Here is a 20,560-nt window from a genome sequence, read left to right on the forward strand (position 1 = left end):
TGTGGCGCTTCAGCGGCACGAGATCTGGGTCGACTTCGGGCTCAGCGGTCTCACCAGGTGGTTCCATCGTCTGGGGAGCACGGGAACGCCGATGGAGATCGTCGTCGGCGCCGCGGACTGGGGAGAGGGGAGCTTCGCTCCGGCCCTTCTGGAGGACGCCCTGCGTCTGCTGGAGTCACCGCTGCCGACAAGGACGCTCGACATCCTGTGGTGTGCCGCGACGGAACGGGAATACACCCCGGATCGGTGGATCGACGGCCGGCAGTGGCTTCGGCAGATCGCGGAGGCTTGCGTCGAACGGATCCGTAAGGACGATCCGTCCTTCGTCCCGGAGCCGCTGGGGCCCGCTCCGTACGAGGGCCGGAAGGACACCGTACTCGCCGAGATCCGGGCAGTCGGTCCGGCCTTGGACCAGGCCACGGCGGAACATCCCTACCAGAGTGTCCCGGACGTGGTGGCCGCTCTGGAACAGGCCGTCACCCAGGCCGACCCGGATCTGGGATTCCGGCTCTTCCTGAGGGCGATGAAGGCCTACCGGGTCCCGATCAGCGAATCCCGGTACGACCTGTACCACGCGATCGGCGAGAGCTTCGGCTACAGCGAGTTCGTCGTCGACGACGGAGATCTTGTCGTCACGCCTTCCCCGGACCGATCGCCGTGAGACAGCACCGTTAGGCAGCACCGAGGGCGGTATCCCGGAGATCCGGGGTACCGCCTTCGGCGTGCCGTCGGATCCCCGAACAGAACCGATGGACAGCGGTCGGGGAAACGGCGGACGGCGGTCACGGTGTGTCCGAGAACACCACCTGGTTCACGACCCGATCGAACGTCATGGCGCCTACCCGGACTCTCCGTTGCATACGGTCAGAGCACCGGGAGGTTTTTGCGGAGTTCGAAGGCGGTGACCTCGCTGCGGTATTCCTCCCATTCCTGCTTCTTGTTGCGGAGGAAGAAATCGAAGACGTGCTCACCCAGGGTCTGGGCGACCAGTTCGCTGCGTTCCATCAGGGAGATCGCCTCGCCGAGGTTCTGCGGGAGGGGTTCGATGCCCATCGCGCGGCGTTCGGCGTCGGAGAGGGCCCAGACGTCGTCGTCGGCGCCCGCCGGGAGTTCGTAGCCCTCTTCGATGCCCTTGAGGCCGGCGGCGAGGAGGACCGCGTAGGTGAGGTACGGGTTGGCGCCGGAGTCGATCGAGCGGACCTCGACCCGGGCGGAGCCCGTCTTGCCCGGCTTGTACATCGGGACGCGGATCAGCGCCGAGCGGTTGTTGTGGCCCCAGCAGATGTACGAGGGGGCCTCGCCGCCCGAGCCGGCGGTGCGGCTGGAGCCGCCCCAGATGCGCTTGTACGAGTTGACCCACTGGTTGGTGACCGCCGAGATCTCCGCCGCGTGCTTCAGCAGACCGGCGATGAACGAGCGGCCGACCTTGGAGAGCTGGTATTCGGCGCCCGACTCGTAGAACGCGTTCCGGTCTCCCTCGAACAGGGAGAGATGGGTGTGCATACCCGAGCCCGGGTACTCCGAGAACGGCTTCGGCATAAAGGTAGCCTGCACGCCCTGCTCCAGCGCGACCTGCTTCATCACCAGGCGGAACGTCATGATGTTGTCCGCCGTCGACAGCGCGTCCGCGTACCGCAGATCGATCTCCTGCTGGCCGGGCGCGCCCTCGTGGTGGCTGAACTCCACCGAGATCCCCATCGACTCCAGCATCGTGATCGCCTGGCGCCGGAAGTCCATGCCGACGTTCTGCGGGGTGTGGTCGAAATAACCCGAACTATCGGCCGGGGTCGGCCGGGTACCGTCGTCCGGCTTCTCCTTCAGCAGGAAGAACTCGATCTCGGGGTGGGTGTAGAAGGTGAACCCCAGATCCGAGGTCTTGGCGAGCATCCTCTTGAGCACGAAGCGCGGATCCGCGAAGGACGGCGAGCCGTCGGGCATCAGGATGTCGCAGAACATACGGGCCGTACCAGGAGCCTCGGCACGCCAGGGCAGGATCTGGAAAGTACCCGGGTCGGGCTTGGCGATCATGTCGGATTCATACACACGGGCGAAGCCCTCGATCGCGGAGCCGTCGAATCCCATGCCCTCGTCGAAGGCCTGCTCCAACTCGGCGGGCGCGACGGCGACCGACTTCAGGAAGCCGAGCACATCGGTGAACCACAGGCGTACGAAGCGGATGTCGCGCTCCTCAAGCGTGCGGAGCACGAATTCCTGCTGCTTGTCCATATTAGTTGTCCTACCCATCCTTGCTGGTCAGGCCACCTGCTCCCATGCCGCGGGGCACGTTGGGGCACACGAGCATCCCACCACACGATTTCGGGCACGTTGCGAACCCCCGTCCAACGCCCCACATCGCGCGCGTGTACGGACACCCTGCCCATAGTGCCCGTCCAAGTGCTGCCCAGGTAATAGGTGAACGCAACCCATGGTCCTGAAGTGATCCTCCGGTCCTGAAGTGATCCTCGCAGTCGCGCCCAGGTGGTCGGCCCAGGTGGTGGTCCGGGTGGTGCCGAGGAGCCGCTCCCGGCCTCCCGCGTCACTCGGGTGCCGGGCGGGCGTGCGTGTCCGACCAGCCCAGGGGGTACGGTTCCGAATCCTCGCCCGGGACCGCCGGCTCCCCGCCCGCCCGCGTGAACGCGGTCAGCGCGCCGACCAGGGCCGAGCGCTGCCCGGGGGTCAGCCGCGCCACGATCGCCGAGATCTCGCGGTGGCGCGCGTCCGTGACCTCCTCGACCAGTCTGCGGCCTTCCGGGGTCAGCCGCAGCATCGTCTCGCGGCGGTTGTCCGGATTGCTCTGCCGGGTCGCCAGACCGACGGCGATGAGCCGGTCGAGCATCCGCATGGCGGTCGAGGGGTTCACCCCGAGCCGCTCGGCCACCTCCACCAGTTTCGCGTCGCCATGGGTGGCGAGGACCGCGAGCAGGCGGTACTGGGGCAGGGTGACGCGTTCGACCCGGTCCGCCACGGCGGCGAGGGAATGGGCGGACACGGTGACCAGCAGCCGGGACGCGGCCAGCACGGCATGGGTCACGGCGTCCACGTCCACATCCGCATCCGTGTCCACGTCCACATCCGTGTGCGCGTCGGCGTCCATCTCCCGGTGGTCGGCCATGACCCCTTTGTATCGCGGTATCGCGCCCGATGACCGGTTCGTACCGTCGCGGGCCCCTCGTCCAGTCGCGGAACGGCTCCTCACTGCTGCTGACCGGGGGTGTACGCACTACGATCTGCGCCCATGGGGGGACCGCGGCGCAGCCACATACGCAGCACGCGTCCCATGGCACTGGCGAGTGCCGTGGCGACGCTGTTCGCCGCGCTCTTCATATGCCTGGGCCCCGGATCCGGTACCGGATCCGATTCCAGCTCCGGGCCCGGCGACAGACACTCGGGGAACCGTTCCTTCACCGCCGTGAGCCACGCCGAGGCCCGGTTCAGCTGCCCGTACGACAACGGCGACTGCGGGCTCTTCACCCATCTCAGCCCGGCCGTGCTCACCGTACCGCCGCCGGCCGCCCCACTCGCCGCCGACGTACAGCTTCCGCACCGCGAACCGCCGTACCCCACCGGCCAGGTGCCCCGCTCCGGCGCGCTCGCCCGCGCGCCGGACCTCCACGTCCTTCAAGTACTGCGGACGTAGCCGGGCCCGCACCCCGCACCGGGATCCCGATCCTCTCCATCCGCCCGTATCCCGCGGCTGTCGCCCGCGATCCGGAGTTGTCCGGAGCTGTCCGGAGTCATCCGCGTTCCGTAGTCATCCCAGAAGGACATACACCATGGCTTCCAAGTCCCAGTCCGCCGAGCGCAAGGCCCGAATAGAGGAGATGCGCCGCGCCGAGCGTTCCCGCGAGCGGCGCAATCGCCTCATCACCATCACGGCGAGCGCCGTCGTGGTCGTCGCCCTCGTCGCTTTCGGCGGCTACATCCTCAACAAGGAGTCCGACAAGAAGGAGGAGCAGCAGGCCGCGGCCAAGGCGCCCATCAAGGACGAGAAGTCCTGGGACGCCAAGAAGCTCGGGCGCAACCATGTCACCGAGGCGGTCAAGTACCCGATGACGCCGCCGGTGGGCGGTGACCACAACCAGGTGTGGATGAACTGCCAGGGCGATGTCTACAAGGACCCGATCGCGGACGTGAACGCCGTTCACTCGCTGGAGCACGGCGCGGTCTGGGTCACCTACAACGACAAGGCCTCCGAGGCCGATGTGAAGACGCTCGGCGAGAAGGTCGAGAAGACCCCGTACTCCTTCATGAGCCCGCTGAAGGAGCAGACCGGCGCGATCATGCTGAGCGCGTGGGGCAAGCAGGTCTCCGTGGACAGCGCGAGCGACCCGCGGGTGGACCAGTTCTTCACCAAGTACGTACAGGGCCCGCAGACCCCCGAGCCGGGCGCCGCCTGCACGGGCGGAATGGGCGCGCAGTGAGCGCCGTGACCTCCGCCGCCCGCTCGGTCACACGCACCCAGTGGGCGGCGATCACCGCGGTCGTCCTGGCGCTGCTGTTCGCCGGTACGGCGACGGTGGCGTCCGCCGGGCGGGACGGCGGGACGGGACCGGCCCCCGCTCCGTCGGCCGGCTCCGCGGACGCGGGCTTCGCCCGTGACATGGCGGTCCACCATCAGCAGGCGGTGGAGATGTCCTTCATCGTGCGGGACAGCACGGACGACGAAGAGGTGCGCCGCCTGGCGTACGACATCGCCAACACCCAGGCGAACCAGCGCGGGATGCTGCTGGGCTGGCTGGACCTGTGGGGGCTGCCCAAGGTGGAGTCGGGCCAGGAGCCGATGGCCTGGATGGAGACGTCCCAGGACATGGGCGACGGCATGGAGATGGGTTCCGGTTCGGAGTCCGGGTCCGGTTCCGGTGATCACAGCGGGATGAGCGGAATGGATCACGGGAGCACCAAACACGAGGTGCGTGACGGCTCGCTGATGCCCGGCATGGCCACGAAGACCGAGCTGGAGCAGCTCCGTGAGGCGCGTGGCGAGCAGGCCGAGATCCTCTACCTCCAGCTGATGACCGACCACCACAAGGGCGGTGTGTCGATGGCGCAGGGCTGCGTCGAGCTGTGCGAGGTCGGCACGGAGAAGGATCTCGCCGCGGGGATGGTCGCCGCCCAGCAGTCGGAGATGGGCCTGATGGCGGACCTGCTCAAGGCCCGCGGCGCGAAGCCCCGCACCGGCTGACGCCCGGTCGCCGGTCGCCGGTCGCCGGTCGAGCTGACGGCTGACGGCTGACGGGGCTGGACGGTCTACGCGCGCAGGGGGCGCCGGTTCGTGAGGAACCGGCGCCCCCTGACGTGTCGGGGTGTCCGGGGTGCCGTCCCCGGCACGATCAGCGGTGAGCCGCCAGCGGTCGCGTCACCCGAACGGCTGCATGATGATGGATTTGACCCGGAGTGGAGCGGAATCTCCCTATCCGCGTCCCCATTCAGGAGGCAAGATCCTCATGACCACCGCCAAAGACATCATGCACCCGGGAGCCCAGTGGATCCCCGCCCACGAGACCCTTGATCGCGCCGCACAGCTCATGCGTCAGCTCAATGTGGGCGCGCTCCCCATAGCCGACCAGAACGAACGGCTGGCAGGCATACTCACGGACCGCGACATCGTCGTCGGTTGTGTGGCCATGGGCCATGACCCGGCGCAGACCACGGCCGGCGAGATGGCCCACGGCACACCGCGCTGGATCGAATCGAGCGCGGATGTGGACGATGTGCTGTACGAGATGCAGGGCCACCAGATCCGCCGGCTCCCGGTGATCGAGGACAAGCGGCTGGTCGGGATGATCAGCGAGGCCGATCTGGCCCAGCACCTCAGCGACGAGCAGGTCGGCGCGTGGTGCGAGCAGGTCTACGCGACCAGCGGCCCTGGCAGCCCGATGAGCTGATGAGCTCCCGATGAGCTGAGGCGGCGGGCGGGCTCCGTCGGGGCGGGTCCCCGTCCAAGTGGGTCCGCGTCCGAGTGTCCCCGTCCGAGTGGGCCCCCGTCCGAGTGGGCCCCCGTCCGAGTGGGTCCCGTCCAAGTGGGTTCGCGTCCGAGTGGGTCCCGTGCGAGTGGGGTGGCCCACATCTCCCACCCCGGGACATCGCGTCAGTCAGACGATTACACTGGGCGGGTGCCTCAACTACGTCTCGCCCTGAATCAGATCGACTCGACCGTCGGCGATCTCGCCGCGAACGCCGAGGCGATCGTGCACTGGACCCGGCACGCCGCCGAGCAGGGCGCGCATGTCGTCGCCTTCCCCGAGATGATGCTGACCGGCTACCCCGTCGAGGATCTCGCGCTGCGCTCGTCCTTCGTCGAGGCGTCCCGCGCCGCCCTGCGCGCGCTCGCGGTCCGGCTCGACGAGGAGGGCTTCGGGGAGCTGCCCGTCGTCGTCGGCTACCTCGACCGTTCCGAGAAGGCCCAGCCCCGGTACGGCCAGCCCGCGGGCGCCCCGCGGAACGCCGGGGCCGTGCTGCACCGCGGCGCGGTCGTGCTGACCTTCGCCAAGCACCATCTGCCCAACTACGGCGTCTTCGACGAGTTCCGCTACTTCGTGCCGGGCGACACCCTGCCCGTCGTCCGGGTCCATGGCATCGACATCGCCCTCGCGATCTGCGAGGACCTCTGGCAGGACGGCGGCCGGGTGCCGGCCGCCCGGTCCGCCGGGGCGGGGCTGCTGCTGTCCATCAACGCCTCCCCCTACGAGCGCGAGAAGGACGACACCCGTCTTGAGCTGGTGCGCAAGCGCGCCCAGGAGGCGGGCTGCACCACCGCGTACCTCGCCATGATCGGCGGCCAGGACGAGCTGGTCTTCGACGGTGACTCGATCGTGGTCGACCAGGACGGCGAAGTCGTGGCGCGCGCGCCGCAGTTCGCCGAGGGCTGTGTGGTCCTGGACCTCGATCTGCCGGCCGCCTCGCCCGAACCGCCGACCGGCACCGTGGACGACGGGCTGCGGATCGACCGGGTCGTCCTCTCCGAGGAGCCGCTCCCGGCCTACGAGCCCGAGGTGGCCGGGGGCTACGCGGACCGGCTGGAGGACGACGAGGAGGTGTACTCGGCGCTGGTCGTGGGCCTGCGCGCGTATGTCGCGAAGAACGGCTTCCGGTCCGTGCTGATCGGGCTCTCCGGCGGTATCGACTCCGCGCTCGTCGCCGCCGTCGCGTGTGACGCGGTCGGCGCGCGGAACGTGTACGGCGTGGCGATGCCGTCCAAGTACTCCTCGGACCACTCCAAGGGCGACGCGGCCGAGCTGGCCCGCCGTACCGGGCTGAACTTCCGTACGATCCCGATCGAGCCGATGTTCGACGCGTATATGGGCTCGCTCGCGCTCACCGGGCTCGCGGAGGAGAACCTCCAGTCGCGGCTGCGCGGCACGATGCTGATGGCCCTCTCCAACCAGGAGGGCCAGATCGTGCTCGCGCCGGGCAACAAGTCCGAGCTGGCGGTGGGGTATTCGACGCTGTACGGGGACTCCGTCGGCGCGTACGGCCCGATCAAGGACGTCTACAAGACCTCCGTCTTCCGGCTCGCCCGGTGGCGCAACCGCGCCGCCGAGGAGCGCGGCCAGATCCCGCCGATCCCGGAGAACTCGATCTCCAAGCCGCCGAGCGCGGAGCTGCGCCCCGGCCAGGTCGACACGGACTCCCTGCCGGACTACGACGTACTGGACCGGATCCTGGAGCTGTACGTCGACCGCGACCAGGGCAAGGACGCGATCGTCGCGGCCGGTTTCGACGCCGAACTGGTCGCGCGGACGCTGCGGATGGTGGACACGGCGGAGTACAAGCGGCGCCAGTACCCGCCGGGCACCAAGATCTCGGCGAAGGGCTTCGGCAAGGACCGGCGCCTGCCGATCACGAACCGCTGGCGGGAGTCGCCGCACCGGGGCTGAGCGCCGGCGGAAGCCGTTCCGGTCCGGCGGCGTTCACGGGGGCGCGCGGTCGACGACCGTGCCGCGTCCTCAGTCGCCGGACGGGCTCAGAACCGGCGGCGCTTCGGCCGGGACACGGCCCGAGGCGACGATCCGGGTCTCGCCCCGCGTCCGGCCGCCCCGGTCCAGCAGCCCCGCCGTGACCGCGATCGCCAGGCCGACCACCGCGAGGGCCGCGCCGACCAGGGCCGGGGACATCCAGCCCCAGCCCGCCGCGATCGCCGCGCCGCCGGCCCAGGCGCCGCCCGCGTTGGCGAGGTTGAAGGCCGAGTGGTTCGAGGCGGAGGCGAGCGTCGGGGCGTCCTTGGCCTTGTTCATGACGAGCATCTGGAGCGGGGTGGTCGTCAGGAAGCCGATCCCGCCCAGCAGCACGACCGTCACCAGCGCCGCCCACTGCACCTGCGCCGTGAAGCGGAAGGCGACCAGCACCAGGGCGAGGGCGGCGAGCGAGACATAGAGCGTGGGCCGCAGCGCCCGGTCCGTCAGCGGTCCCGCCGCCAGCGCGCCCAGCGTCATCCCGATGCCGAACAGCGCGAGGACGACGGTGACGGAGGACTCGCCGAAGCCCATGACCTCGGTCGTCATCGAGGCCAGATACGAGTAGACGGCGAAGACCCCGGCGAAGCCGAGGACCGCGGTGGCGAGTCCGAGCAGCACCTGACGGTCGCCGAGGGCGCGCACCTCCCGGCCCAGGCTCTGGTGCGCGTCGACGGGTACGTACGGTACGAGCCTGGCCAGTGCGACCAGCGAGAGCAGACCGATCACGGTGACCACCAGGAAGGTGGCACGCCAGCCCAGGTGCTGGCCGAGCAGTGTGGCGGCGGGGACGCCGACGATATTGGCGACGGTCAGTCCGAGGAACATCGTCGCGACGGCCCGTGCCTGCCGTCCCTCGCGCACCATCCGGGCGGCGACGACCGCGCCCACCCCGAAGAACGCGCCGTGCGGCAGTCCGGCGAGCACCCGGCCCGCGAGCAGCCAGCCGAAGCCGGGGGCGAGCGCGGAGGCGAGATTGCCGACGACGAAGAGCGCCATCAGCAGCAGGAGCATCCGCTTGCGCGGGATACGGGAGCCGACGGCGGTGAGCAGCGGAGCGCCTATGACGACGCCGAGCGCGTAGGCGGAGACGAGGTGACCCGCGGTGGGCACGGACGTTCCCAGGTCGTCCGCGACATTGGGCAGCAGGCCCATCATCACGAACTCGGTGGTACCGATGCCGAAGGCGCTCACAGCGAGGGCGAGCAGGGCCAGGGGCATGAGAAACGACCTCTCCGTAGTAAGTACCTCTACGGAACAAAGCGTCTCAGGCCGTTTGTTCCGGCGGGTGAACACCGGATTGCGCCAGGCGTCCCCCTCAGGACAACCGCACCCCGGCGTCAGGACAACCGCACGCGGCGTCAGGGCGACCCCACGCCGGCGTCAGGGCAGCTGCACCCGGGCCGCGATCGGCAGATGGTCGCTGTCGGTGCGGGGAAGGCTCCATGAGGAGGTCGGTTCGACGCCCTTCACCATGATCTGGTCGATCCGGGCCAGCGGGAACGACGCCGGCCAGCTGAAACCGTAACCGTCGCCCGCCGCGCCCTGTGTCGAGCGCATCTGGGACGTGACGGCCCTGAGGGCACGGTCGTTCATCGTGCCGTTGAGATCGCCGAGCAGAATCACCCGGCTGAGCTGTTCGTCCGCGATGGCCTCGCCCAGCGCGTCCGCGCTGTCGTCCCGCTGGTTGGCGGTGAAGCCCGCGTGCAGCTTGACGCGTACGGACGGCAGATGCGCCACATAGACGGCGACCGGGCCGAGCGGGGTGATGACCGTGGACCGCATCGCGCGGACCCAGCCGAGCCGGATGTCGACGGGCTCGGTGCCGGTCAGCGGGTACTTGCTCCAGAGCCCGACCGTGCCCTGTACGGAGTGGTACTTGTACGTGTCCGCCAGCGCCTTCTCGTACACCGGTACGGCACTGGCCTTCAGCTCCTCCAGCGCGACGACATCCGCGCCCGACCGCGCGAGGCTGCTCGCGGTGCCCTCCGGGTCCGGGTTCCCGGCGTTGACGTTGTGGGTGGCGACGGTGAGATCGCCGCCGTCGCCCGACTTGCCGACGAGCAGTCCGCCGAAGAGGTTGAGCCAGACCACGGCGGGGAGCAGCAGGGCGATCAGCGCGGTGGCCGAGCGGCGCACCAGGGCCAGTACGAGAAGCACCGGAACGGTCAGGCCGAGCCAGGGCAGGAAGGTCTCGGTGAGACTGCCCAGGTTGCCGATCCGGTTGGGGATGTGCGCGTGAAGGATCATCAGAAGAGCGACCAGTACGGCGATGATCGCGAGAATGATGCCGCGCCGCCAGACGCCGGGATCCCGGCGCCAGCGGCCCAACAGGGTTCTGACGCGGGATCCGGTGCGGGGCTCGTCCCCGTCCGCCGTCACCGAGTGCGCCGTGTACTCCTGCGTCATGTCCGCTGCCCTCACTGCCTTGCCTGTGCACGCCCGCCCCTGACCCTAGGGGATGTACGAGCGCTTCTCCGCCGTCAGGGGACGGCCGTACTGTCACGGAGACGAAGGCCGTGGGGCGGCGGGTTCCGATCAAGGACGGATCACGGGCGGCTGTGACGGAAGACGCATGGTCGGGGCCGTCCGGAATCCACTGTCCGCCATCCACCGTACGGGCGATTCCGCTTCCCGTACGGTACGGGGAATCGGTCCCGCGCGCCCCTCCCCGCGGCGGGACGCGCGCCTCGGAGTCCCGCCCCGGACGCACTTTCGGACATGCTTTCGAACGCGTGACGCAGGGCGCATGCACAGGGCACACGGCTCTGGACGCGCCTTCGGACACGTGGCTCCGCGTCAGGGACCCGGCGGGCGCGGGCTCAGACCCTGGAGCGCCGTACGGATGATCCGCTCGGCGAGATCCTCGTCCAGCGGCGCGCCGGGCCGGTGCAGCGTACGGAGCAGCATGGGACCGATCAGCATGTCGTGCAGCAGCGCGACATCGAGATCGTCCCGCAGTTCCCCGGAGGCGACCCCACGGGCGATCACGCCCATCGTGACCCTGCGCCGGGGTTCCACCACGGTCCTGTGATACTCCTCCCACAGCCGGGGCTGGCTCTTCATCTGCACGGCGACGTTGTGCAGCAGGGCCGAGGAGCGCTGGGCGAGCCCGCGCCTGCGCATCGACTCCAGCATCACGCGGAGATCGTCGAGGGCCGAGGTGCCGGGCAGGGGGGCGTCGGGCGGCTCGATCTCGCGCAGGACGTCGACGAACAGCTCCTCCTTGCCCTGCCAGCGCCGGTAGATGGTGGCCTTGCCGACGCCGGCCGTACGGGCGATGCGTTCGATGGAGAGGGTGCCCAGGGGCACACCCTCCTCCAGCAGTTTCACGACGGCTTCCAGGATCGCCCGTTCGGCCGCCTCGCTGCGTGGCCTGCCGCGGCGGTGTTCCTTCTCGTGATCCTGGTCCAGCACGCTGTTCCGCCTTCCGTCGGCCCCGCCGGCCGTTCCGTCCGTCCGTCCGCCATTCCGTCGTAGCGCCGGCCCTGTACGGCCGTACTCGCGCCGCCCTGATTCTCGTACATCACGACGGCGCGCCCGCCGGTGACGGCCGCCCTGACGCCCGCTCGACCGGACCGCCGGTCAGCCCCGGGGGGTGCCGACAGCGGCGGCGGGAGCGGGCGTCTCGTCGCTCCCCGCGAGCTTCCGCGCCGGCGGCCGTCCCGGCAGGAAGAGCGCGACCACCGCGGTGCCGATCAGCGCGACCAACGCCGAGCCGATGGCCGTGACATGCATGGCGTGGAGGAACGCGTCGTACGCCGAGCCGATCAGCGGATCGCCGGCCGTGCCCATCTTCTCCGCGACTCCGAGGGTCGCCTCGATCGACTCCCCCGCCGCGTCCCGCGCGCCGGCCGGAACGGCGCCGAGGTGTCCCTCGATCCCGCCCCGGTAGGTCGCGGAGAGCACGGAACCGAGGACGGCGACCCCGAGGGCCCCGCCGACCTGCCGGAAGGTGTTGTTGATCGCGGAGCCGGAGCCGGCCTTCTCGCGGGGCAGCGCCTGCATCACCGCGACGGTCACCGGCGGCATGATGTGCGCCATTCCGGTGCCCTGGACGAAGAACACCAGGCACAGCACCCAGACCGGGGTGCTCTCGCCGAAGAACGCGAACGCCGCGAGACCGCCCGCGACCAGCAGCATGCCGCCCGTGCAGACCGCGCGGGCGCCGAACCGGTCCACGATCAGCCGGGCCCGTGGCGCGAAGATCATCTGAGCGGCGGCCAGCGGCACGATCAGCAGTCCCGACTGGAGCGCGCTGTAGCCGCGCACGCTCTGGAGATAGAAGGCGGAGAAGAACGTCACACCCATCAGCGCGAAGAAGACCAGCGCGATGGCGGCGACGGCGGCGGCGAAGGCCGGCTTCTTGAAGTACGAGATGTCGATGGCCGGATGGCTGCTGCGCTTCTCGTGCCAGACGAAGGCGGCCAGTACGGCGACACCGCCGAGCAGCGGCAGAAGTACCGAGACGTCGGTGAAGTCGGCCAGTTCGCCGCCGCGGATGATGCCGTAGACCAGCAGGACCAGTCCGACGATGGAGAGCGCGACACCCAGGGGGTCGACCCGGCCGGGGGCGGGGTCCCTGGAGTCCGGCACCAGCAGCACCATCGCGATCAGCGCGACGACGGCCACGGGGACGTTGACCAGGAAGATGGAGCCCCACCAGAAGTGTTCGAGCAGCAGTCCGCCGGTTATCGGGCCGATGGCTATGCCCAGGCCCACGCTGCCCGCCCAGATGCCGATGGCCTTGGGCTGCTCGTCGCGCTCGAAGACGTTCATCAGAACGGCGAGAGTGGCAGGCATCACAAAAGCGGCGCCGAAGCCCATCAGGGCGCGGTAGCCGATCAGTTCGGCCGGCGACCCGGACAGGGCGGCGAGCGCCGAGCCCGCCCCGAAGACGAAGATGCCGAAGAGCAGTACCTTCTTGCGGCCGATACGGTCACCGAGCAGGCCCGAGGTGAAGAGCAGTCCGGCGAAGACGAGCGTGTAGGAGTTGATCGCCCACTCCAGCTCGCTCTGGGTGGCTCCGATGCCGGTGGGTTCGGGGGCGGCGATCGTCTTGACCGCCACGTTCAGGATCGAGTTGTCCAGAACGACGATGAGCAGGCTGAACATGAGCACGCACAGGATCGCCCAGCGGCGGCGGTGAACGGCTTCGGGTATGCGGGGTGCGGCGACCGGGGCGCCGGACGGTGTGGACATGACGCACAGGCTAGACCGATTTCGATACGAGACCGTCTCGTATTGGAAAATCTTTACCGGCGGCGCCTGCCGACCGCCGGTAGGCGTCCGACCGGTGCGCGCGGGGTGTGCGCGGGGCGCGTGGGGCCGGTGCGTATGAGGTGTGTGGGGCCGGTGCGAGGACCCACTTCCCGAGCATGGCCTCGGGATGCCACCATGGTTGCGGTCCGGGGACACCGTCAGGGTGCCTCGAGATGACGAAAGGGCGATCGGCCATGACTCTTCAGGCTGCTCAGAAGCCCCCCGCGGGAAGCCACGCCGTCGGCAGCGGGAGCGGCGACAGCGGCGCCGGCGGCGCGAGGGCGGACAACACCAAGGCGCTGTACGGCGGCACGAGCTCCCGCCGTATCACCGTCCACGACATCGCGGCGGCCAAGGAGCGCGGCGAGAAGTGGCCGATGCTCACCGCCTACGACGCCATGACGGCCTCCGTCTTCGACGAGGCGGGTATCCCCGTGCTGCTCGTGGGCGACTCCATGGGCAATGTCCACCTCGGCTACGAGACCACGGTGCCCGTCACGCTGGACGAGATGACGATGCTCTCCGCCGCCGTCGTACGGGGCACCAAGCGGGCCCTGGTCGTCGGCGACCTCCCGTTCGGCTCGTACCAGGAAGGGCCCGTCCAGGCCCTGCGCAGCGCCACCCGGCTGGTGAAGGACGCGGGCGTCGGCGCCGTCAAGCTGGAGGGCGGCGAGCGCTCGCACACCCAGATCGAGCTGCTGGTGCAGGCGGGTATCCCGGTGATGGGACACATCGGGCTGACCCCGCAGTCGGTCAACACCCTGGGATACCGGGTGCAGGGCCGCGGCGAGGAGGCCGCCCAGCAGCTCCTCCGCGACGCCAAGGCGGTGCAGGACGCGGGCGCCTTCGCGGTCGTGCTCGAACTGGTCCCGGCCGAACTGGCCGCCGAGGTCACCCGGATCCTGCACATCCCGACGATCGGTATCGGCGCGGGCGCCGAGACGGACGCGCAGGTGCTGGTGTACACGGACATGGTCGGGCTGACGAGCGGCAAGGTGCCGCGCTTCACCAAGCAGTACGCGAATCTCCGCCGGACGCTCGGTGACGCGGCGAGGGAGTTCGCCGACGAGGTCATTGGCGGAACGTTCCCTCAGGAAGAGCACACCTTCCACTAGGGTCTTTCGTTTGGGTCTGGCTGAGCCCAGCAAGATCCAAACGAGAGGCCCTAGGGCCGGTCCGGGACGCGTGGAGAGCGGGCACCCTGAGCACGGGGCCCGACTCGCGGCACACGCTTCCGAGCCCGCCCCGCTCCGGGCGCACGGCACACGCGCGAAGCACGGCACGCCCTTGAAGCCACTGCCCGCACGAGCGACAGCCCGCCGATCATCCCCCGTCGGCGGGCTGTCGCATGCGGGTCTCACGTACGGCTGTCGGGCTCCCGTCGGTTCCCTGTCGGCGGCTTGTCGGTGGATTGTCGGTGGCGGCTGGTCCACTGGTGGCATGACACGAATCGACAAGAACCCCAACGGCGGCCGCTCGGGCAACGCCGTCGAGGTGCGGGGGCTGGTCAAGCAGTACGGCGGGCCGCAGGGCACCCGGGCACTCGACGGAGTCGACCTCGATGTGCGCGAGGGCACCGTCCTCGGCGTGCTCGGACCCAATGGCGCCGGCAAGACGACGCTCGTCCGTATTCTCTCCACGCTCGTCCAGCCGGACGCCGGGACCGCCGTGGTCGCCGGGTACGACGTGCTGCGCCAGCCCCGCCAGTTGCGCCGCACGATCGGCCTCACCGGCCAGTACGCCTCGGTCGACGAGAAGCTCTCCGGCTGGGAGAACCTCTATATGATCGCCCGGCTCCTCGATCTCTCCCGCAAGGACGCCCGCCGCCGCTCCGACGAACTGCTGGAGCGCTTCTCCCTCACCGACGCGGCGAAGAAGCCCGCGATGCAGTACTCGGGCGGTATGCGCCGCCGGCTCGACCTGGCCGCCTCGATGATCGGCCGGCCGTCGGTGCTCTATCTGGACGAGCCGACGACCGGGCTCGACCCCCGTACCCGTAACGAGGTCTGGGACGAGGTGCAGCGGATGGTCGCCGAGGGGGCCACCGTCCTGCTCACCACCCAGTACATGGAGGAGGCCGAGCAGCTCGCGAGCGAGCTGACGGTGATCGACCGCGGCCGGGTCATCGCCAGCGGCGGGGTGAACGAGCTGAAGGCCAAGGTCGGGGGCCGCACGCTCCAGATCCGGCCGGCGGATCCCGGGCAACTCCCCGCGATGGCGCGGGCGATCGCCGAGACCGGGCTCGACGGGGTCTCCGGCACCCAGGCCGTCCCGGACGAGGGACTGCTGTACGTACCGATCCTGAGCGACGAGCAGCTCACCGCGGTCGTCGGCCTGCTGGGCGAGCGCGGCTTCGGTATCGCCCATATCGGCACCCATCTGCCCAGCCTGGACGAGGTGTTCCTGGCGATCACCGGCCAGAAGACCTCCGTGTCCGACAACGCACCCGAGGAGATCCCGGTATGAGCACGACCACACTGCCCACCTCCGCCCCCGGGCGGACGCCCGTGCCGGCCCCGGTCCAGGCCGGCGAGGGCCGGATCGGCCTGCGCGCCAATCTCCGGCACATCGGCGCGCTGGTGCGCCGTAACGCCCTCCAGATCAAGCAGGATCCGGAGTCGATGTTCGACGTCCTGCTGATGCCGGTCATCTTCACGCTGCTGTTCGTGTATGTCTTCGGCGGCTCGGTCGGCGCGAGCCTCGGCGGCAGCCGGGACTCCTATGTGAACTATGTGATCCCCGGTCTGATGGCGATGATGGGCATGAACATCGCGATGGCCGTCGGCACGGGGATGAACGACGACTTCCGCAAGGGGGTCATGGACCGGTTCCGCACGATGCCGATAGCCCGGTCGTCCGTACTGATCGCGAAGATCGTCGTCGAGATCGGCCGGATGCTGGTCGCCACCGCGATTCTGCTCGGCATGGGCTTTCTGCTCGGCATGGAGATCAAGACATCGGTGGTGGAGCTGGCCGGGGCCGTGGGGCTCTCCCTGGCGTTCGGTGCCTCGCTGATGTGGATCTTCATCCTGCTCGGTCTGACGATGAAGACGGCACAGGCGGTCCAGGGGGTGGCCATGCTCGTGCTGATGCCCTTGCAGTTCGGTTCGTCGATCTTCGCGCCGCCGTCCACGATGCCGGGCTGGCTCCAGACCTTCACCGACTACAACCCGCTCTCCAATCTGGCGGACGCGGCGCGGGGTCTGATCAACGGCGGTCCGGTCGCGGACTCGGTGTGGGTGACGCTGGCGTGGGCGGTGGGGATCACGGTGGTGACGGCTCCGCTGGCGGTGGCGAAGTTCCGCAAAAAGTCCTGAGGACGGGGGCACGGCCGTCCGGCCCCCGGGAACGGGCCGCTCTGACGGACCCGCCGGCCGGACGGACGGACCGGCTGGTCGGACAGAGCGGCCGGTCAGACGGAGCGTACGAGGGTGACGGCCTCCTCGATGGTGAGATCGTCGCCCTCGGCGCGGGCCGCCGCGAACGCGGTGTCACCGAGGGCGGCCGTCACGGCCGTGCGCGCGTTCGTCAGCAGCTCCCGCTCCGCGGAGGCTCTGACGTGCCCGGGTGGCAGGAGCCCTTCGTACGCGCCGATGAGCCGGGCCGCGAGGCGTGCCCGCTCGTACGACCGGCGGTCGGCGCCGGGGCGGACCGGTCCCGCGAGTGCCCAGGCGGTCGTGAGCATATGGACCGCGGCCATCTCCGGCGCGACCATCCGGGAGACCGGGGAGAGCGACTTCTCCAGGGCGTCCCGGGAGGCGTCCAGCGCCGGCGCCCAGTGGCCCTCGGCGCAGTCCAGCGAGGCGAGGGCGCCCTTCACGAAGCCTTCGAAGATGTCCAGGGGGCCGTTGTGGAAGTTCTCCCGCAGCGGATCCAGTTGCTCCCGCGCCTCGGCGACCCGTCCGGTACGGCCCAGCCACATCGCGAGGAAGAGCCGGACGAACGGAATCACCTCATGGGCCACCTCACGGCCCTGGGCGAGTACGTCGCGGAGGATGCGTTCGCCTTCCTCGCCCCGGCCCATCTCCACCATGGTCTGCGCGAAGCGGGAACGGAGCAGGGCGACCTGGCTCTGTGCGCCGAGCCCCTCGGCATGGCGGATGGCGGCCGTGTAGTCCTCGGCGGCGAGTGCGTACTCACCACGTCTCTCCCTGGCCTCGCCCCGGGCGGAGAGCGCCTCGGCGGCGCCCCAGGTGTCGCCGAGCCGGTCGTAGATCTCCAGGCTGCGGTCGGCGTCACGGCTCGCGTCGGCCGCCGAGACGCTGCGGTTGGCCAGGACATTGGCCCGCAGATGGAGCAGACCGGCCAGCTCCCACTCGTAACCGAACCCCTCACAGGCCCGTACGGTCTCGTCGAGGGCCGTGTACAGCCGGTCGGCGTTACCGCTGAGCACGACGGCGAAGAAGGTCATGGTGCCGGGGAAGCGGCAGGTCTGCGGCAGGCCGGGACCGTAGGCGGCGACCACCCGGTCCAGCCAGCCGAGCCGTTCGGGAGTGGTCCAGTCCTCGGCCACATGGTCCATGGTGATCACTTCGATCAGCCGTACCTCGCGTCTGGCCTCCTGGAGCAGTTCCGGGGTCATGGGCGGCGGTGTGTCCGTGCAGCGCCGCGGGAGGGGCGGGGACGGGGCGACGGGAGGGGCGAACGGATCGGGACCGAGGACCGCGGCGGCCCGCGCCCACTGCCGGGCGTCGGCGCGCAGATCGAGCACCTGCCAGAACCAGCCGAGGGAGAGGACGAGACAGAGCATCTCGTGCTCGTCGCGGGCGGCGTGGGCGCGGCGGAGCGCGGTACGCAGATTCTCGTACTCCAGTCGCAGCAGGGCCATCCCCGCGCGCTGCCCACGGCCGCGCAGCAGGGGGTCGGTGGTGCGGGCCAGTTCCCGGTAGTGGACGAGATGCCGCCGCTCGACGCCGGCGCGCTCACCGGCCTGGTCGAGCCGCTCCGCGGTGTACTCGGCGACGGTCTCCAGCAGCCGGTAGCGCATGTCGCCGTCCGGCGAGGGCGCGGCGACGACAAGGGACTTGTCGATGAGCGAGCCGAGGATCCCGGCGACGTCGTGGGAGAGGACGGCGTGCGCGGGGCCGACGGCGTGCGCGGCGCCGGCCGGGACCGTCCCGGGGGAGGCCTGCGGCGACACGGTGCCGTCCGTCGCCGCGACGGGGGCCGTGTCGTCCACGAGGACGGCGCCGGGGACAGCGCCGGGAACGGGCTTCGCCTCCGTCGGCCCGGCCGCCCCTGACGCGGGGTCATGTCCGGCTGACGCGGGGTCATGCGCGGCCGGTGCGAAGTGGGGCCGTGCCGCGTCAACCGCCGGGGGGTCCGGCCGCGTGGCGGCACCCGGCGGCGTCGTGTCGTCCGCGCAGACCGACTCCGCGGCCGTCAGGGCGCAGCCGCCCGCGAAGACGGACAGCCGGCGCAGTACGGCGCGTTCGGGGGCGGTGAGGAGGTCCCAGGACCAGTCGACGACGGCGCGCAGGGTCTGCTGGCGTGGCAGTACGGTCCTGCTCCCGCTCGTCAGCAGCCGGAACCGGTCGTCCAGACGGTCCGCGATCTGACGTGGCGTCAGCATGCGTAGCCTTGCCGCCGCCAGCTCGATGGCCAGCGGCAGCCCGTCCAGGCGGCGGCAGATCTCCGCCACCGCCACCGGGTCGCCGTCCGGGTCGAACCCCGGCAGCACCGCACGCCCCCGCTCCGCGAACAGCCGGTGGGCCGGATCCGGCGGCAACGGCTCCACCGGGCGCACCACCTCACCCGGCACCCCCAACGGCTCACGGCTGGTGGCGAGTACGCGCAGCCCGGGGCAGCGCGTGAGCAGGGTCTCGGCCAGGGTCGCGGCGGCCTCCACGACATGTTCGCAGTTGTCGAGCAGCAGCAGCATGCGCCGCCGCGCGCAGTGCTCGGCCAGCCGTACCAGCGGCTCGCCGCCCTGTCGGTCCGCCGCCCGCAGTTCCTCGCCGCCGGCCCCGCGCAGCACGGTCTCCCGCGCCCCGAGCGCGGTCAGGACAGCCTCGGGAACGGTCCCGGGATCGTCCACCGGCGCCAGTTCGGCGAGCCACACGCCGTCGGGCCAGTCCTCGGCCACCCGCTCGGCGGCCTCCTGCGAGAGCCGGGTCTTCCCGGCCCCGCCCGGCCCCAGCAGCGTCACCAGCCGGGCCCGCCCGAGGTCCGCGCGGATCGCCTCGATATCGCCTTCCCGGCCCACGAAACTGGTCAGCCGCGCCCGCAGATTGCCCTGCGCCCTGCCGCGCGGGTCCGCCGCCCGGCCCGCGCCGTCCGCTCCCGTACCGCGCGCTCCCGCGGCGCCCGCTCCCGTACCGCCCGCCTCCGTACGGTCCGATCCCCTACCGCCGGTCCCCCTGCCGTCCGCCTCCGCGCCGTCCGCGCCCCCGGTCCCGCCGTCGGAACCGTCCGCGTGAAGCAACTCCTCGTGCAGTGCGCGGAGTTCCGGGCCCGGGGTCGTGCCCAGGCGGCCGGCCAGCGCGCGGCGGACACCTTCGTACGCCGCCAGCGCCTCAGCGGGACGCGAGGCGTCACGCAGGGCCCGGATACGGAGGGACTGGAGAGGTTCGTCCAGGGGGAACTCTCCGCAGAGCGCGGCCAGTTCGGGCAGTGTCTCCTCCGCGCGGCCCAGGGCGAGCACGGCCGTGAGCCGGGCCCTGCGGGCCGCCAGACGGCGGCTCTCCCAGCGGGCCGCCTCGGACCCGCGGTCCGGGAGGTCGGCCAGCACCGGACCGCGCCAGAGTGCGAGCGCGTCGTCGAGGAGGCCGGCCGCCTTGGCCGCGTCGCCCTCCTCCAGCGCCCGCGCACCCTCCGCCGCCAGCCGGCCGAAGCGGTGCAGGTCCACGTCGTCCTCGTCCGCGCACAGCCGGTATCCGCCGTCCGCCGACAGGACCGCCGCGGGCCCGAGCGCCCGCCGCAGCCGCCCGATCAGCGCCTGGAGCGCCCCCACCGCGTCGGCGGGCGGATCGCCGTCCCAGACCTCGGCGACGAGCGTTCCCGCCGTCACCGTGTGTCCCGGCCGCAGCGCGAGAACCGTGAGCAGCGCACGCAGCCGCGCGCCACCGAGGGCGACGGCCGTGCCGTCGTCGTGCAGTGCCCGAGTGGTGCCGAGAACGCGGTAGCGCATCCGCCCATTGTCCGTGACGCCGCCCGGTCGGTCGCCCCGCGCCCCGGTTCGCGTGCCCATGTGCCGATTCACACATCCCGGGCGGTACGCCCGCGCCACCGCGGACCGCCCGTAGACCGCCCGTCCGCGACACCGATCCGGTCCCTCCGGAACTCGGACCGGCGGGCGGGACGTTTTCGACGCGGCGGCCACGGAGACGCGGCGGCCACGGCCGCTG

Annotated in this window: 16 protein-coding genes; 9 read left to right on the plus strand and 7 right to left on the minus strand. The window is 70.8% G+C overall.

Annotation, left to right across the window (positions count from 1 at the left end):
• The first annotated feature begins 1 nt into the window (after position 1).
• The gene (locus ACWGDX_RS15885; RefSeq protein ID WP_453625956.1) at positions 2 to 661 is read left to right on the plus strand and encodes a hypothetical protein; all 660 of its coding nucleotides are present in this window, start codon (positions 2 to 4) and stop codon (positions 659 to 661) included.
• A 203-nt stretch (positions 662 to 864) separates the two neighbouring features.
• Here the strand turns inward: ACWGDX_RS15885 and glnA are convergent, their stop codons facing one another.
• A complete protein-coding gene (gene glnA, locus ACWGDX_RS15890) occupies positions 865 to 2,226 on the minus strand; it encodes a type I glutamate--ammonia ligase (protein WP_453625958.1) in 1,362 nt (453 codons plus the stop codon).
• Between the two features lie 310 nt (positions 2,227 to 2,536).
• The gene (locus ACWGDX_RS15895) at positions 2,537 to 3,112 is read right to left on the minus strand and encodes a MarR family winged helix-turn-helix transcriptional regulator (RefSeq protein WP_453625960.1); all 576 of its coding nucleotides are present in this window, start codon (positions 3,110 to 3,112) and stop codon (positions 2,537 to 2,539) included.
• A 165-nt stretch (positions 3,113 to 3,277) separates the two neighbouring features.
• Between ACWGDX_RS15895 and ACWGDX_RS15900 the strand changes: the two genes are divergently transcribed.
• The 5 genes from ACWGDX_RS15900 to ACWGDX_RS15920 all read left to right on the plus strand — a co-directional run bounded on the left by ACWGDX_RS15900 (position 3,278) and on the right by ACWGDX_RS15920 (position 7,877).
• Positions 3,278 to 3,637: a hypothetical protein gene (locus tag ACWGDX_RS15900; RefSeq protein ID WP_453625962.1), complete on the plus strand. Its 360-nt coding sequence runs from the start codon at positions 3,278 to 3,280 to the stop codon at positions 3,635 to 3,637.
• 136 nt (positions 3,638 to 3,773) lie between these two features.
• Positions 3,774 to 4,421: a DUF3105 domain-containing protein gene (locus tag ACWGDX_RS15905; protein ID WP_453625964.1), complete on the plus strand. Its 648-nt coding sequence runs from the start codon at positions 3,774 to 3,776 to the stop codon at positions 4,419 to 4,421.
• Positions 4,418 to 5,182: a DUF305 domain-containing protein gene (locus tag ACWGDX_RS15910; RefSeq protein ID WP_453625966.1), complete on the plus strand. Its 765-nt coding sequence runs from the start codon at positions 4,418 to 4,420 to the stop codon at positions 5,180 to 5,182. The genes ACWGDX_RS15905 and ACWGDX_RS15910 overlap by 4 nt, the downstream gene beginning before the upstream one ends.
• A gap of 262 nt (positions 5,183 to 5,444) precedes the next feature.
• On the plus strand, positions 5,445 to 5,885 hold the full coding sequence (locus ACWGDX_RS15915; protein ID WP_453625968.1) for a CBS domain-containing protein: 441 nt from the start codon (positions 5,445 to 5,447) through the stop codon (positions 5,883 to 5,885).
• A 228-nt stretch (positions 5,886 to 6,113) separates the two neighbouring features.
• Positions 6,114 to 7,877: an NAD+ synthase gene (locus ACWGDX_RS15920; RefSeq protein ID WP_453625969.1), complete on the plus strand. Its 1,764-nt coding sequence runs from the start codon at positions 6,114 to 6,116 to the stop codon at positions 7,875 to 7,877.
• Positions 7,878 to 7,946: 69 nt separating this feature from the next.
• Here the strand turns inward: ACWGDX_RS15920 and ACWGDX_RS15925 are convergent, their stop codons facing one another.
• The 4 genes from ACWGDX_RS15925 to ACWGDX_RS15940 form a co-directional block, all read right to left on the minus strand.
• Entirely contained in the window at positions 7,947 to 9,173 is a 1,227-nt protein-coding gene (locus ACWGDX_RS15925) for an MFS transporter (protein WP_453625971.1), read from the minus strand.
• Between the two features lie 162 nt (positions 9,174 to 9,335).
• Entirely contained in the window at positions 9,336 to 10,361 is a 1,026-nt protein-coding gene (locus ACWGDX_RS15930) for an endonuclease/exonuclease/phosphatase family protein (protein ID WP_453625973.1), read from the minus strand.
• Positions 10,362 to 10,751: 390 nt separating this feature from the next.
• Complete coding sequence (locus ACWGDX_RS15935) at positions 10,752 to 11,369, minus strand: TetR/AcrR family transcriptional regulator (RefSeq protein WP_453625975.1); 618 nt, start codon at positions 11,367 to 11,369, stop codon at positions 10,752 to 10,754.
• 168 nt (positions 11,370 to 11,537) lie between these two features.
• The gene (locus ACWGDX_RS15940) at positions 11,538 to 13,154 is read right to left on the minus strand and encodes an MFS transporter (protein WP_453625977.1); all 1,617 of its coding nucleotides are present in this window, start codon (positions 13,152 to 13,154) and stop codon (positions 11,538 to 11,540) included.
• Between the two features lie 254 nt (positions 13,155 to 13,408).
• Between ACWGDX_RS15940 and panB the strand changes: the two genes are divergently transcribed.
• The 3 genes from panB to ACWGDX_RS15955 all read left to right on the plus strand — a co-directional run bounded on the left by panB (position 13,409) and on the right by ACWGDX_RS15955 (position 16,531).
• On the plus strand, positions 13,409 to 14,329 hold the full coding sequence (gene panB, locus ACWGDX_RS15945) for a 3-methyl-2-oxobutanoate hydroxymethyltransferase (protein WP_453625979.1): 921 nt from the start codon (positions 13,409 to 13,411) through the stop codon (positions 14,327 to 14,329).
• A gap of 325 nt (positions 14,330 to 14,654) precedes the next feature.
• Positions 14,655 to 15,680, plus strand: coding sequence for an ATP-binding cassette domain-containing protein (locus ACWGDX_RS15950; protein WP_453625981.1), 1,026 nt, complete (start codon positions 14,655 to 14,657; stop codon positions 15,678 to 15,680).
• Complete coding sequence (locus tag ACWGDX_RS15955; protein ID WP_383033161.1) at positions 15,677 to 16,531, plus strand: ABC transporter permease; 855 nt, start codon at positions 15,677 to 15,679, stop codon at positions 16,529 to 16,531. Before ACWGDX_RS15950 ends, ACWGDX_RS15955 begins: the two co-directional genes overlap by 4 nt.
• 95 nt (positions 16,532 to 16,626) lie before the next feature.
• Here ACWGDX_RS15955 and ACWGDX_RS15960 read toward each other — a convergent pair whose 3' ends face one another.
• A complete protein-coding gene (locus ACWGDX_RS15960; RefSeq protein WP_453625983.1) occupies positions 16,627 to 20,343 on the minus strand; it encodes a BTAD domain-containing putative transcriptional regulator in 3,717 nt (1,238 codons plus the stop codon).
• Positions 20,344 to 20,560: the final 217 nt, after the last annotated feature.

The sequence above is a fragment of the Streptomyces sp. NPDC055025 genome (assembly GCF_053608565.1).